Source organism: bacterium (assembly GCA_021371935.1).
In the GTDB taxonomy this organism is placed as follows: domain Bacteria; phylum Armatimonadota; class UBA5829; order UBA5829; family UBA5829; genus UBA5829.
This window is the reverse complement of record JAJFVF010000019.1, coordinates 177745-192093: the sequence shown is the minus strand read 5'-3', so window position 1 is coordinate 192093 and position 14349 is coordinate 177745. Positions and strand designations below refer to the sequence as shown.

General features: G+C 48.1%; 14 protein-coding genes. 7 read left to right on the top strand and 7 right to left on the bottom strand.

Features of this window, described 5'->3' with window-relative positions; translation table 11 throughout:
- The first annotated feature begins 2 nt into the window (after positions 1-2).
- Together LLG46_13355 and LLG46_13350 are read left to right on the top strand one after the other, a co-directional pair.
- On the top strand, positions 3-212 hold the full coding sequence (locus LLG46_13355; protein MCE5324284.1) for a hypothetical protein: 210 nt from the start codon (positions 3-5) through the stop codon (positions 210-212).
- A complete protein-coding gene (locus tag LLG46_13350; protein ID MCE5324283.1) occupies positions 209-778 on the top strand; it encodes a hypothetical protein in 570 nt (189 codons plus the stop codon). The genes LLG46_13355 and LLG46_13350 overlap by 4 nt, the downstream gene beginning before the upstream one ends.
- A gap of 105 nt (positions 779-883) precedes the next feature.
- On the opposite strand, the gene LLG46_13345 is transcribed toward LLG46_13350, so the two are convergent.
- Together LLG46_13345 and LLG46_13340 are read right to left on the bottom strand one after the other, a co-directional pair.
- Positions 884-1387, bottom strand: a complete 504-nt coding sequence (locus LLG46_13345) for a hypothetical protein (protein MCE5324282.1) — start codon at positions 1385-1387, stop codon at positions 884-886.
- A 135-nt stretch (positions 1388-1522) separates the two neighbouring features.
- On the bottom strand, positions 1523-2437 hold the full coding sequence (locus tag LLG46_13340) for a hypothetical protein (GenBank protein ID MCE5324281.1): 915 nt from the start codon (positions 2435-2437) through the stop codon (positions 1523-1525).
- A gap of 214 nt (positions 2438-2651) precedes the next feature.
- Between LLG46_13340 and LLG46_13335 the strand changes: the two genes are divergently transcribed.
- The 5 genes from LLG46_13335 (at position 2652) to LLG46_13315 (ending at position 9146) form a co-directional block, all read left to right on the top strand.
- Positions 2652-3284 (top strand): peptidylprolyl isomerase, encoded by a 633-nt coding sequence (locus LLG46_13335; protein ID MCE5324280.1) that lies wholly within the window; start codon positions 2652-2654, stop codon positions 3282-3284.
- A gap of 116 nt (positions 3285-3400) precedes the next feature.
- Entirely contained in the window at positions 3401-3565 is a 165-nt protein-coding gene (locus LLG46_13330; GenBank protein ID MCE5324279.1) for a hypothetical protein, read from the top strand.
- Between the two features lie 33 nt (positions 3566-3598).
- Positions 3599-4813 (top strand): hypothetical protein, encoded by a 1215-nt coding sequence (locus LLG46_13325; protein MCE5324278.1) that lies wholly within the window; start codon positions 3599-3601, stop codon positions 4811-4813.
- Between the two features lie 168 nt (positions 4814-4981).
- Complete coding sequence (locus tag LLG46_13320; GenBank protein ID MCE5324277.1) at positions 4982-6748, top strand: M64 family metallopeptidase; 1767 nt, start codon at positions 4982-4984, stop codon at positions 6746-6748.
- A gap of 94 nt (positions 6749-6842) precedes the next feature.
- Positions 6843-9146, top strand: a complete 2304-nt coding sequence (locus tag LLG46_13315; protein ID MCE5324276.1) for a tetratricopeptide repeat protein — start codon at positions 6843-6845, stop codon at positions 9144-9146.
- Between the two features lie 69 nt (positions 9147-9215).
- Here the strand turns inward: LLG46_13315 and LLG46_13310 are convergent, their stop codons facing one another.
- The 5 genes from LLG46_13310 to flhA are packed head-to-tail and all read right to left on the bottom strand — an operon-like array spanning position 9216 to position 14333.
- Positions 9216-9974: a FliA/WhiG family RNA polymerase sigma factor gene (locus tag LLG46_13310; protein MCE5324275.1), complete on the bottom strand. Its 759-nt coding sequence runs from the start codon at positions 9972-9974 to the stop codon at positions 9216-9218.
- 2 nt (positions 9975-9976) lie between these two features.
- On the bottom strand, positions 9977-10219 hold the full coding sequence (locus tag LLG46_13305) for a hypothetical protein (protein ID MCE5324274.1): 243 nt from the start codon (positions 10217-10219) through the stop codon (positions 9977-9979).
- A 1-nt stretch (position 10220) separates the two neighbouring features.
- Positions 10221-11090, bottom strand: coding sequence for a MinD/ParA family protein (locus LLG46_13300; protein MCE5324273.1), 870 nt, complete (start codon positions 11088-11090; stop codon positions 10221-10223).
- Positions 11090-12238 (bottom strand): flagellar biosynthesis protein FlhF, encoded by a 1149-nt coding sequence (flhF, locus tag LLG46_13295; protein ID MCE5324272.1) that lies wholly within the window; start codon positions 12236-12238, stop codon positions 11090-11092. The genes LLG46_13300 and flhF overlap by 1 nt, the downstream gene beginning before the upstream one ends.
- A complete protein-coding gene (gene flhA, locus LLG46_13290) occupies positions 12228-14333 on the bottom strand; it encodes a flagellar biosynthesis protein FlhA (protein MCE5324271.1) in 2106 nt (701 codons plus the stop codon). The genes flhF and flhA overlap by 11 nt, the downstream gene beginning before the upstream one ends.
- Positions 14334-14349 lie beyond the last annotated feature (16 nt).

Genomic DNA, 14349 nt, shown 5'->3' with positions numbered 1-14349 from the left:
CAATGAAGCATCTGAAATCCCTGTTTATTTGCATTATCTCTCTTATGCCTATTCGAGTAATGGCACACGGCGGTCCTGAAGAATTGGGGCATCACTGGCAGTCGCACGCATATATCGGTGAGATCCATTTCCAGCTTGGGATGATGGCTGTTTTGACTCTTGCAATAATCGCAGCAGGCAAACTGATGCAAAAGAGAAAGGCAGACCGATGAAGCATAAGTTGATTATAGCCGGATTGATGGTGATGCTTTTCTCAGGGATGTGCATAATTGAAAACGATTGTGTCTCGTGCAGGCCGAAAACGGACATGGACTCAGACACTTCCTCCGTATATATGCTCGCGGGAGAGTTTCGCACGGTATTTGCCAATCTGTTATGGATCAAGGCAGAACAGTATCATCATGAATATATTATGCATGGCAAAGACTGGACGAAGGATGATGAGCTTCTGGGTCTAGTAAGGCTGATTACCAAACTCGACCCACACTTTCCTGAAGCCTATGCAGTTGGGACATATCTTTATGCGGACGGACGTAAAGACAACCGCGAAGCAATCAAATATCTTCGCGAAGGGATATATTACAACCCAAAGGAATGGAGTTTGCACCAGATTGCTGCGATTATGTATGGGTATAGGATGCACAACTATGATCGTGCAGTGTACCATGCAAAAATGGCACTTAAATATTGTGATCACGACTTTTACCGCAAAGCAAATGTTAGACTGCTCAAAACAATTGAACGAGATGCCAAACAGGCAAAGAAAAGCGCCACGTAAAACAAAATCTCCTGGCAAGACGCATATCCAACTTGCGTTTTGCCAGGAGATTCTCAGCCTGGGCGAGAGAATTTCCCAGGCATTTATTATTGATCAACCTGAATATCAGTCCGTTTTATCGCACAAAAGAAATATCACATCAAACTTGTCCAAAAACTTGCCTTTTGAATTTTCTTCAATAAGCAGCTTCGCATCACCGTCCGCGATTACCGGGTCGGAATAAGCTCTGCCGTCGATACGCAGCGCTTTTACTATCATCGGATTTGATCCACACCGGTCATTTTTCTTTGCGTCTTCCATAGACTTTGCGTAGGCAACCAGTCCATGTTCCTCAATGAAGTCTATATCTACCTTGACAGTGCCCCATACTTCCTTTCCGTCCGTCTGTTTTATCTTGGGGCTCATGCATCTCTTGAGGTTCAAACCACAGGCATCGATAATCAACGAAGTATAAGGCTTCCCCGGCTCGGAAGGTTTCGCTAAATCAATACTTGGATTATCGGCTGTGTTGCTTGCCGCAACTCCATCCTGCTCACCCTCCGCCCACACCGGGATAGTCGATGATACGCTCAAGATAAAGCACAACACGCACAATCCAAATTTAGCCATTGCCCCCACCTCTCTCATAAACAAGCTGCACATCTTACCCTCGCAAGTCAGTCAGGTATATTACAAACCTGTTGTTCCTTGCTTATGTGCAATTTCAAACTCGTACGAATGCGAGGTTTCGTCATATGACGAATATCATAGCCTGCCGTCTTCAACAATAATTACGTTGAGTTTGTCCAGAAATCCGCATTTTGCATTTTCAGCCAGAAGCGCTTGAGCATCAGCATCCGATATAACCAGGTCTGAATTGAACCGTCCGCCGGCTTTACCGATAGCCCTTATAATCAATGGATTTGCTCCGCATCGCGAATTCTTCAAAGCCTCCGCCATCGAGGTCACATATGACGCAATTCCATGTTCCAGAACAAAATTCTGGTCCACTCTGATAGTTCCCCACACCTCCGAACCATCTATCCTGCGGATCTTCGGACTCATACATCTGTCGAGTTTATAACCAACCGTGTTGAAAATCACACATGTATAAGGCTCACCATCAACCGACGGCCTCACGGAAGTTGGAGCATCAGCATCCTCCGGCCTGATATCGGCGGTAAGAGACACTTTTACATCATCTGGCTTAGCTTCCTCGTTCAGAGCCTGGCTCAAAAGAACCGAACCCGGAGCATACTGTCCATACATCGGTGCGCGAACAGTAACAATCACCAATGTGTCGCTCCCGATTTGCTCCTTGCGTTCATCGATCACCTCGACGTTTCTGACGTACCCCTCAACCCTCTGCCGGATAATCGCTTCTTCCATGTAATCTTTGCCTGTTGCCTCGAAACTTATGGTCGTGCCCTCAATGGCGGTCAGCAAGTTTGTGATCGCCTGCATTCTGGCATAGCCTTTTGCTTTGAGATAGGCTCTGGCACTGCTTGGCTCTTCCTTACTTGACGGAATAACACCCTCACCAGTTGCGGTATATAACAGGTCTGTCCAGTCTATCTGAGACTTGCTGCTCACTTTTTGGACGCTTGGTTCACATATCACCTGTGAGGTCAATGCAATGCACAACGCCAGACAGATTATCATCAATTTTACGCATTTCATGTCCTTATCCCTCCACATCATGAGGTTCATAAACCATATTGCATACAGTAATCTAGACTGAAATGAGAGTTCATCATTGCCTATTTGCATTAATTATTGCTGATCCGCCAAATATGGGCACACTCTCGCACAGCGGCGCGTATAGTCAACCGGGCGTGAATATAGCCAGTGATGTTATAATCTATAATAAAAACAAAGAGGTAGTTTCAGCGCAATGAAAAAATGGCTTATTGTAGTAGTTCTGCTGGCAGCAATGGTTGTTTCATACAACTGGCTTGCCAACACACAAATCAAACCAACGATTGAAGAAGCTGTTAAGCCACCTCCGCAAGTGCCGCAAAAAAAAGCAACCATGACGCCTGGTCGCGTGGTGGAACTGCACACGACCAAAGGCGAGATCGACTTCGTGTTATTCGAGAAAGACTGTCCGAAATCAACTAAGAGAATCGCCGATCTTGCCAAAGAAGGCTCTTATAACGGTGTCAAATTCGAGCGAGTTGTGCCCAATTTGTTGATTCAGACAGCACTGGCAAAAACAAAAAAACCGATAAATACTATCCCAAGAGAGCTGGCCGACGGGCTGACCAATACCAAAGGAGCAGTTGGAATGGCTCGAAAAAAGCCTGTTAACAGCGCCGTCAGCGTCTTTTATATACTCATCGAGCCTATGCCGCATCTCGATTATGATTATGCAGTATTCGGTAGAGTGATACGGGGAATGGATGTAATTACTTCAATTAAGAAGAATGATACCATTAAATACGCCAAAGTCCGCCCAATGACTGGCGCCGATCGGAAAGCATTTGGAAAGGTGCTGGAAATCGAATCAGAGAGGCGAGTTAACTGATAGTTTTGTTAAAAAACAAAATTCGTGAAGGTTAATTGCATACACATTGGAGAATTATCAGTATGCGGTACAACTTGCATCGCTAATCCTAAACAAGTGGATAAGGAGGATCACTTGTGGAAGAGATAATTGGGCAGAAATTTATTGTAACGATCGACTGGTCTCCTGAGTCTGGGGAACGGGTCACGGAAGGTGACGTTAAGGAAGCAATCGAGGAACTGGTTCTTGACCTTGACGAAGACGCCGTGGTCGATGTAGAGGAAAGCATTGGACAAGACTAGCGCAGGAAACAAAGCCGCATCTGAGGCAATAGAGTGATCGGATCAGAGATAACGCACGGCAACGTATTCGAGCTTGAGTGCGCTCGCAGTTGTGTGCTCGAATCAATCAACGAAACAGGGACCGAGCAAGCTGGTATTATAAATACATTCGGCAGAACGATGGCAGAGTCAATAATTGATGATGCGAGCCCGAATATGCGCGATATCGTTTTGATCGATGGATACGCAGTAAACTCATCTGATACTGTAGGCGCAAGCAAGAAGCACCCATGCAGCCTTGGTATCTTAACAGAATCAGCGTCTCAGAGAAAAGAATTGAAGTCGGGCACAGCTATTGTCGTGCATCATGGCGACTGCATGCCCATGGGCGCTGACACGGTTGTGCCATTAGAGCAGGCATACAGACCGGATGGCGGACCTGAGGTGTTAATACTGGCTGAAGTCAAACCCGATTGCAACATCCAATCAACCACATCGCCCGATCAACAAAACGCAATTCTGATTCCAAAAGGAACTGTCGTCGGACCAAATGAAATGTCGCTATTGGCACATATTGGAAGGCCTGGTATATGCGTCAGGCGAAAACCGCGAGTCGCAATCATAACCACAGGCGCAGATGTTGTAGAGATTATCGAAAATTTGGAGCCGGGCAAGATAAGAAACAAGGCTCGCTACGAGATCGTCGGTATGATTATGGAAGCAGGCTGCGAATTGGGACGACTGATTCACGTCAAAGACGGGAGAATCGGCATTGAAAAGGCTATATCAGAGAGTCTGGACTCAGAAATAATAATCGTATCGCTCAGCGAGAAGGATAAACACGAAATTGCTGTAAACGCCACTGCAAACCTGGGCGATGTTCGGTTTACAGGCGTTCACATTTCGCCTGGACTGGCCACGGCATTTGGAATGGTAGAAGGACGTCCTGTTTTTGTAATCTCCAGCGCAAACATACTGGAATCGTTTGAAGCACTAATTAGACCTGCACTCTTGAAATCGCTTGGTCGCATCGAGATTGACAGAAAAACTGTCAGCGCAACACTTGGAAAGCCACTTCGCCTAAACCCCGGCCATACACATTACATTCGATCCATCACAACATATAAAAGGGGACGCTATGAAACACGCCCGCTCCCTTCCAACAATAAGCAAATGTGCGATTTTGCAAATTCGATAATGACCATCCACTCAGAAGTTGATACACTAAAGCGCGGTGATGCAGTCGATGTGATAATGCTAGACACATAAATAGATACCTCAACACACTACCACAATAGGTATGGACACCTTTGCACATCTATGTAGACACTTCCTAAACCCAGCCAAATAGCCATTGACTTAAAGTAATGAGCATGGTATAACTCTGGCATGTAAACATAGCGTCATCTTGCGATCACACATCAAGGGAGAGAAGTTGTGAGCAAAGCTGCTAACTGCATTCAGAAGATCAATTCATGGCGAAAAAAGTTCAATGTGTCATTCGCCGTTCTTGCGCTCATCATCTGTAGCAACAATGCAATTTATGCGTCATTTGGCAAGTATTGGGATACAGGCTCCGACAGCATGCGAATTGTGATCGCAATCACGGGCGATGGATATACAATAAACGATCAGACTCAATTTTCAACCGATGCAATAGCCGTAGCCAACAAGATATTGACTACACCCCCTTGGAACACGTATGCCAACTCCATCAATATCTACGTAATTCCTATGATATCGAGCCAGAGTGGTGCTGACAAGCCATGGCTGAATCAATATGTCAATACTGTTTTTGATGCGACCTACGGCACTAATGGCATCCAGGAATGCCTGACTGTTAATTTCAACACAGTAACATCTGTCCTGTCCGGCTCCATTCCGAAATACGATGTAGCGATTGTCATTGTAAACGATTCGTTATATGGCGGTTCGGGACACAATGCAGCCGTAACATCAAATAATGCAGCGATGACCGACATCATAATACACGAACTCGGGCACACATTCGCAAACCTTGAAGAAGAGTATGAAGGCAACCCTACATCTTACATAGGCCCGGAGCCTTCCAATCCTAATGTGACGACAATTACGAACCCATCTTCAATAAAATGGAAGGCGTGGATCGATCCGAACACGCCCGTCCCAACGCCATTAGCTGACATATATAGCAAGAGTGTTGGCCTGTTCGAGGGAGCATTCACATATTCGCTTGGTATCTACAGACCTATGATGAACTGCGGCATGAGGACAATGGGTGTAGAATTTTGTCCTGTATGCCAAGAAGCACACGTGATGAAGGCTCATACCATCGCCCCTCTGATTGATGCTATTTCGCCAGGTGAAGGAACTTTTACTATGCCCTCGCCCACAACATTCGAAGCACTCGGCAATGGATGGCAATATTTAACCAAAACCTGGAAACTGGACAATGTGCAGATAGGCATGGGAACTTATATGATTATTCACCCTGGTGCTCTTGCCAGTCCGAGTTCCACTCTCACTCTTGACGTAATCGACGACACACCTCAAATCAAGAGCTATTCTCTGCCGTCGCAGCAGTATCAGTGGACGCTTGTCCCCGATGTCGAGTCGCTCAACAACATCACCGAATTGCGTGAATCGCCGACTGATATCTACTGTAAGGTAGACGGTGTGGTATCAGCGGTGTTTGGCGATTGTTTCTATGTTCAAAACAGCAACCGAACCGCGGCAGTAAGAGTCAACCCATATGATGGCACTTTCCCCACTTTAGGCAAAACGGTGACGTTGTGCGGCAAACGCGATCTAAATGATTTTAACCTCACTATTGGCGACTGTTACTGGAGTCATCACACAGGTACCCCTGATCCACCCAAGCCGCTGGCATTAAATAACAAAGCAGTCGGTGGTGGTGATATTGGATACATGAGGGGGTGTGCCGATTGCACTGGACTCAATAATGTCGGCCTGCTCGTAAGGACATTTGGCCAGGTCCGTGTCATCGGTCCGGATGGACTCTGGGTAACAATCAATGATGGCTCGTCTCGAACAGATGCAGATGGTAACCAGGGCATTCGTGTCTATGGAACGAGCATGGACCAATATGCAGGCAAGTATATCTGTGTAACAGGCATCTGCTTTATAGACGAGAGCAATCCAGCTACGTTATCGGCAGCCATACGCACGCGGTCCAGCAGCGATATCACAGAGTCAACACCGTAGCTCAATCCCCGTTATATATTTTGATCAAAGAAGTAATCTCATCAATAGATGTAGAACATACCTCTGAAACACGTTTTGGGAGGTAGCTATATTGATGAGAAGGTTTGCTGCGTTTGTATTCACGTTTTTATTTTGTACTGCTGCTTTGTCCTCAGTGGCTGCAGGCAAGAAATCCACAACTATAAAGCCAAAAACGGAGAGACAGGTCACAAGACAAGATATACTCGCGCTTGCGGACAAATATATCGAGTTCCTCGAACCAAAGCTTGAGATCGAGAACAGACAGACAATTTCTCAGATGAAGTTCCGCCTGGAATCACTAAAGACTATACCATCCAAACAAGCTGAGACCATCGATGATTTCGTAAGCCAGTTGACCATACAACTGGCAGGCTTGAACTCAGTCGACGCCATAACCACGGCATCTGCTTATCTCGTGAAATATGCTCCGGACAATTCGCGTACAACCAATCTCTTCGGCTCTGCTCTCCACACATACAGTAAATACACAGATGCAGTAACGGCGCTGGAATACACTCTGCACCTTTCGCCAGAAAGCACACTTGCTATGCTTAACCTGGCAAATGCCTGCCTTGATACGGATAAGGATGACCGGGCAAAAACGCTGCTCGACCGCATTGTAAGGCTGGAACCGGACAATCGAAGTGCATACCATACTTTGGCATACTACTGGTACAAAAAGAAAAACACCACAAAGATGGTGGAGTGTATGAAGAAAGCTGCTGAGTTTGTGGGTGTGGTAAGAAAAGCTGCCAAACCCAAGGACGAGGTTGTCGAGGAGCATACGGTTGAAACCGAAGATTCCACCGCACAAATGGAGACCAAGACCAATGTCCTGGCTGAGTGCGTGCCCTTCACCACAGCAGATTTAATTGAAGACGCATTTCCTGATGTAGCCCGGCAGATCAGAGATAAGTATGGCAAATTGATAGACAGCGAACGTATGGTTATGCCTCGGCTTCCTCAGATCAATACCAGCACAAATCAAACCTATACTGAAAACCTGCCGATTGTGGGAGCCTGGGTTCAGGCAGTTAATGAGCGATATGTAGAATATGAAAAGACCAGGGTTAAAGATAAATATGGCATAACTGGAGTCGAGAGTGAGCAGCAAAGGGAAGCGAAAGCTCTCAAAGGCGCAAAGAAAGAAATGGCAGACTCAATGGAAAGTGCGCGCCAGGCTCTGGAATATATGAAAAATGTTCCCGGCCTGAGCAAAGCCGACATTAGTAAAGCTGAGGCGGCACTAAAAAGTGCTGCAAGCCAGCAGGGAGTAAAACTAAGCAATCAGCCGGTTAAGATGGATACTCTCCCCGGTTTTGACAGCGGTGCGCCTTATGCACAGATGAACTACGCTAACTACGTAAAAGTCTCAAACTCGCATGAACAGTATATCTTCCGCCTGATGCAGGACTATTCTGCAAAAGAGGCAGATATTCTTCAAGTCTACAACAAGAAAATAGAGGAAGAAGCCAAATACCATCAGCAAATATGGGACAAGCTTCAAGAAGAACACAACCAACCCTCGCACCCACACGGTGACAAAGACATACCCTGTCGCAGAGAGATGCTTCGCCACAAGAAGAAAGTCAATGAGATCGGCCTTAATTACTACAAGCAGTGGGTCAATCTATATATGCCCTGTTATGCCCAGAAGATGAAGCCGGCCATGGATAATTACTGGAAAGCAAGCATGCTCTACGTGAAGAATATGCATGAGCCGAAAGTTATGGAACGGGAATATTACAGGGTCAAGGACTTCTTTATGACCTATGCTATCCGGACAACCGGCAGCGCCGCAATAGGTGGGACATTCACCTATCTTGGACCGACTGAGGAAGAAGAAGCAGCACTGCAAGCTGCGATTCGGCAAGCGGAAATGGAAGCCAAAGAGAAGAAACCCGGCTATCTGCGTGATTTCGACAAACCAAAGGAAGACTGGGTAAGCTGGATTGGTGAACATTTGGAATTCGAGGTCGCAGGTGAATTCCTTGGGCTCAAAATCACCCCTGGCACAATCGAGTTTACAGCTTGGGCCTTTGGACCAACCGGGACACTAAAGGTCGATATGATAAACAGTAAGCTCGAAACATCAACAGGAATCTCAGCCAAGGCTGAAGTCGGCATCAAAGTGTTCGGAATGGGAGCCAAACTGGAGAGCAAAGTAGACATCATAAAACAAACAAGTCAGTGGGACTTTGAAAATGGAACATATAAAGAAAGCTACACCAGCAAGGCTGAGAGTAAGGCCAGTCTTGGGCCTGCATCTATGAGCGCTGAGTTGGAAGTTGACAGTCAACTGGTATCCAAAGGTTCGATAAAAGCCAGTATGAGTGGAGGCGGATTCAGTGCAAACCAGAACCTATTGAGCTTCTAGCTAAATATAGATGGTGCCGATTGGACTTCCATCCGGCACCATCAAACCCCTCTTTTGATCCAGCCTTGACTAAGCTGCCATTGCAAAGCATGCTGATGTTCTTGAGAGCTTACCAGAGAGCCTGAGAACAGCTTTGGTATGTATCTGACATACGCGCGATTCGGTAACTCCAAGGACTGCCGCAATTTCTTTTTGGGTCAAATTTTTGTAGTAATAGAGAGCGACAACCTGCTTTTCACGTTCTGGAAGCTCATCGACCGACCTGATGAGTAACCTTTTTTGCTCAGCACGCTCAGCACATGATGCCGGGTCGTCATATTCGTCATCGCCTCGGGCAAGGATGTCGCCGCCGCTGGCAATCATCTCATCGAGCGAAAGCAGAGCGGATTGCCCGACATCAGCAAGCATCTTCTCAAGCTCGACAACTTCAATCTCGAGATGCTGAGCGACTTCAGTATCGGTTGGTGGACGCTGTAACTGCATTTCGAGACGTGCATATGCGTCACGCAGTATCGTCTCGTTCTTGCGCACGGACCGGGGGGTCCAATCCAGACTCCTGATAACATCAATCACTTCACCCCTAATCCGGGTCAGCGCATAGGTCTCAAATTTGACATTCCGGTCCGGGTCAAACTTTTCTATGGCATCTATGAGCCCAACCACTGCATGACCGATCAGGTCTTCATAGCTGAGCGCGCCTGAGGGAGACAGATTGAGACGGTCGACTGCATATTTCGCCAGGTAGGCATACTCGGTGATGAGGCCGTCCCTTGCCTGCTCACTTCCATTTTGTTTGTACTCGCGCCACAGTCTCTCTCGTTGAACCATGGTCAATCAACCTCTCTGATTACTTCTTTTGACTCGCTCTTCTCTTCCTGAGCAGAGTTTTTTAACACAGCCACCAGCATGCCGCCCAACTGGCCCAAAATTATCCAGCAGACAAAGAATGCACCTATGGACTTCATCACTATCCATAGCAAGTCCTCACCGGCCATCCATAACACCATGCCGACACTCAGAAAAACAACCAGCCCTATCAGCAGACTTATCAATTTCCACACGGACTGGATCATACTACGCTCCTACCAGTTCCATTTCTATAGGAGATGATATAAATTCGTGTCTGTGAATCCTGTCATCCAGCTTGATCGCCATCTTCCGCAGCCACGGTCCGACCGCACACTGAGGCGATGACAAGACTAGAGGTTTTTGCGTGCGTATTGCCCACCCAACCGTGCCATCGCTGGGCAAATATTCATATCTCTGGAAACTCCTGCCGAGAAAACGCTCGCAAACAGTCTTCAATCCGTCCGCTACCGCGCCGGCCTGCGCAGGAGATGAACAGCAGTTGGCAACAAGCGTGATCTGAGAATCCGGAAGCCTTGAGACCAGCACTTTCATTGCGGCATACGAATCAGTGATAGATGTCGGCTCCGGCGTGGTTATTACCATCACCTCATCGGCAAAAGCCAGGATGGAAGAAACCGAGTCGCTGATCCCGGGTGAAGTATCGATTATGACAATCTCACCATCGGCTGCCGTCCGCAGAACCAGATCGATAAGACTGACACCAGCTTGGCCATCCAGATTTGCCATATCCTCAAGACCTGAACCTGACGAAAGCAGTTTTAGACCCTCAGGCCCATCACACCATGCATCGGACGCGTCCACTTTGCCTCGAAGGACATCGTTGAGTGTATATTTGGGCGCTATACCCAGCAGCACTTCCGCATTGGACAAACCGAAGTCGGCATCAACCAGCCGCACTCGCCGTCCTGAACGGGCTAGCAGCAGCGCAAGATTTACAGCAACACTGGTCTTGCCTACCCCACCCTTGCCGCTTGTCACGGCGATTGTGTAGAGCTTCGGGGGTCGCAAACTTGACCCACAGCACATAACCCTGTCTCGAACAAGCTCCCTTAAAGCCTCAGCCTGATCAAGCATCAAACAACCTCCAAAACTACTCGGGCCATCTTGCCCGCATCGGCAAAATCTATGTCCTGTGGGACATTCTGCCCCGCCGTGAGGCATGAAACACCAAGCCCAGTCCGCAGAGGCAAATTGACCACACATCCTCTGCCGGGCGATTCATCCAACTTAGTGATTATGAGTCTGGTCGGCGAAAGGACCTTGAACTTCTCTATCGCTTCCCGCTGTATCTCAGGAGCCAGCGATGCTGCTATCACCAGATGTGTCTCAGTCGGCGATGCTGCATCCACAAATGCCTTAAGCTCTTGAATATGCTCGTCACTGCGTTGGCTGCGTCCTACAGTATCGATCAGCACGACATCTTTGTCCTGGTGCTTGGCAATGCCTGCAGCCACTTCTTCCGGTGAGAGAGCTATTTCGAGCGGCACACCCATAATCCGGGCATACGTCCTGAGCTGCTCCACAGCGCCGATCCTGTATGTATCCGCCGTAACCAGCGCGACTTTCTTGCCCTGCTCCAGTGAGAACTTTGCGGCAAGTTTCGCCAGTGTGGTGGTTTTCCCCACACCAGTTGGGCCGACTACCGCGATCACCTGGCGTTTATCAAGCTCGATCGGTGTCGCAAACCCCTGCATTTTGGCTGCAAGCATAGATGCAAGCTGTGTCGGGTCTTCTATAGGAAGCAGATCGGAAAGCACTCCCCGCGCAATTTCCTCATCCACTCCGCATCTGACCAACAGAGAATCATTACAGCCTGTCGATGGGCTTTGGATAGTCTGCCCAGCCAAAAGCCTTTCCACAACTGCACTGAGTTCTTTCAGTTCACTGCGAAGCTGGCTGATATCCGATCCGCCATCAGTTGCAACTGCTGTTGAGCCATAGAGCTTTGCAGCCAAAGGCGCCGCAGTTGGAATCGTCTGTGGGACCGCTTTAGACATTCCATTTTCAGCATTCCACTCTTTGCTCTCTGCTCTCTGCTCTCTGCTCTCAGTTGTATCTTCAATGGCTGCCATAAGCTCCACTTTTCCATGGCCGCCCAGACCAAGCAAACCACCGGCTTTCACATGCTTGGAGTTGAGCACAACAGCGTCGTCGCCCAGTTCCATCTTGGCCAGCACAAGTGCTTCCTGCATAGTCGGAGCTTCAAAAGTCTTAATTCGCATTTTTAAGCTTCACCATTCCTATAGAGTCAACATTGATCTCAGGCGCAATTTCCGCGTATGAGAGAACCGTAAGATTGGAGAATGACTGCTCGACCAGTCCATGCACGTGCATCCTTGTCCTTGGTGAGCACAGCACTATGGGAGCAAATCCCCGCTCAGTCAGGTTCTCTACCTGAACACGTATTGCTGATAGCAATTCCTGTACCAGCCCCGGATCGAGAATCAACCGCGCTCCAAGTTCTGTCTGGCGAATATTGTCAGTGATTATCTGCTCCACACTCGGGTGCAGCCCGAATACGGTGATCTTGCCGTCAGGACCCTGATGCTGCCTGCATATTGCAAGCGCAAGACGCTGGCGTGTGTATTCCGTCAGAATATCCGTATCTTTAGTAGCCCCTGCAAAATCAGCCAGAGCTTCGAGCACAGCGACAATATCACGTATCGACACTCTCTCGGCAAGCAGGTTCTGCAATACTTTTTGAATGTCACCGATGCCCATAACATCGGGAATAAGCTCGCTGACCACAGTCGGTGCTTCTTCCTTAGCAGCATCAAGAAGCTGCTGAGTCTCCTGCCTGGTAAGCAGTTGAGCCGCGTGTTTGCGGACAAGTTCCGTAAGATGAGTGACCAACACAGTCGTCGGGTCGACAACAGTATATCCCGCCACCTCAGCAAACATCTTCTGCGATTCCGATATCCAGGTAGCCGGAAGACTGAATGCCGGCTCCACTGTCTCAATCCCGTTGAGCTTTTCAGTGGCTCCACCGGGGTTCATTGCAAGATATTGATTGAGGAATACCTCTCCACGTGCGATTTCAGTGCCGCGTAATTTCAACACATATTCATTGGCACCAAGTTGGACATTATCGCGCACCCGTATGGCCGGAACCAAAACGCCCATATCAATGACCGACTGTTTACGAATCATCGTGATGCGATCCAGCAGTTCACCACCCTGCTTGGGATCGGCAAGCGGTATCAATCCATAACCGACCTCCAGTGCCAGAGGATCGACACCTATCAGATCAGTCATAGACTCTGGTGTGGTAGGTGCAGGAGTCGCAGCTTTCAAAGCCTTGGCTTTAGCGGCTTCGGCAGCAGACTTCTTATCATTTTGAGACAGGAAATATGCTACCAATCCGACAAGTGCGGCAGCAAACAGCAGTGGGATTTTTGGCATTCCCGGCACAACAACAAGCACGCCAAAAACGCATGCAGTGATCGCAATAGCCTTCGGTCTGGAAAAAATCTGGCTCATAAGTTCAAAGCCCAAGCTCTTTTCAGAGCCGTTCTTGGTCACCATCAAGCCTGTTGCAGTAGAGATAAGCAGCGCAGGAATTTGAGTTACCAGACCCTCACCAATAGTAAGTAGCGTATAAGTCTGCAGAGCCTGCATGATGTCCATCCCACGCTGAGCTATACCAACGACAAACCCACCCAGTATGTTGACAATAATCATGATGATGGCTGCGATTGCGTCACCGCGCACGAACTTGGTGGCACCATCCATGGCCCCATAGAAGTCGGCTTCACGTCCAACATTTTTGCGCCGCTGTTGTGCCTCTTTCTCATCAATTATACCGGCGTTAAGGTCTGCATCAATGGCCATCTGTTTGCCTGGCATAGCATCCAACGTAAACCTGGCTGCAACTTCAGCTACGCGGCCTGCACCGTTTGTAATGACCACGAACTGGATTATGACCAGAATTATGAAAACGACTATACCGACTACATAATTGCCTCCGACCACGACTGAACCAAATGCCGATATGACAGCCCCGGCATCGGCATGCAAAAGAATCAGTTTGGTTGCAGATACATTCAGCGACAATCTGAATAGGGTCGTCATCAGAAGCAGTGATGGAAATGAGCTGAACTGAAGCGGCTCGGAGGTATACATCGAGACCAGCAGTATAGACAGTGCAAGTGCAATGTTTGCACAAAGCAGCAGGTCCAAGAGCCAGTGCGGCAGCGGCAGGATCATCATTCCGACGATCATAACTGCCACAGCCGCGATTGCGACATCGCTGTGACGTGTCAGCGCACCAAGTGGTGATGCAGACTTATCCTGTTGTTGTGGAACTGCTACAGCCATTATTCACCCTAATAGT

What these genes read in the sequence shown, in the direction of transcription:
- LLG46_13345 (MCE5324282.1), bottom strand. Translation starts at nt 1,387, where the DNA reads ATGGCTAAATTTGGATTGTGCGTGTTGTGCTTTATCTTGAGCGTATCA.
- LLG46_13315 (MCE5324276.1), top strand. Translation starts at nt 6,843, where the DNA reads ATGAGAAGGTTTGCTGCGTTTGTATTCACGTTTTTATTTTGTACTGCT.
- flhF (MCE5324272.1), bottom strand. Translation starts at nt 12,238, where the DNA reads ATGCGAATTAAGACTTTTGAAGCTCCGACTATGCAGGAAGCACTTGTG.
- LLG46_13350 (MCE5324283.1), top strand. Translation starts at nt 209, where the DNA reads ATGAAGCATAAGTTGATTATAGCCGGATTGATGGTGATGCTTTTCTCA.
- LLG46_13310 (MCE5324275.1), bottom strand. Translation starts at nt 9,974, where the DNA reads ATGGTTCAACGAGAGAGACTGTGGCGCGAGTACAAACAAAATGGAAGT.
- LLG46_13355 (MCE5324284.1), top strand. Translation starts at nt 3, where the DNA reads ATGAAGCATCTGAAATCCCTGTTTATTTGCATTATCTCTCTTATGCCT.
- flhA (MCE5324271.1), bottom strand. Translation starts at nt 14,333, where the DNA reads ATGGCTGTAGCAGTTCCACAACAACAGGATAAGTCTGCATCACCACTT.
- LLG46_13335 (MCE5324280.1), top strand. Translation starts at nt 2,652, where the DNA reads ATGAAAAAATGGCTTATTGTAGTAGTTCTGCTGGCAGCAATGGTTGTT.
- LLG46_13305 (MCE5324274.1), bottom strand. Translation starts at nt 10,219, where the DNA reads ATGATCCAGTCCGTGTGGAAATTGATAAGTCTGCTGATAGGGCTGGTT.
- LLG46_13300 (MCE5324273.1), bottom strand. Translation starts at nt 11,090, where the DNA reads ATGCTTGATCAGGCTGAGGCTTTAAGGGAGCTTGTTCGAGACAGGGTT.
- LLG46_13340 (MCE5324281.1), bottom strand. Translation starts at nt 2,437, where the DNA reads ATGAAATGCGTAAAATTGATGATAATCTGTCTGGCGTTGTGCATTGCA.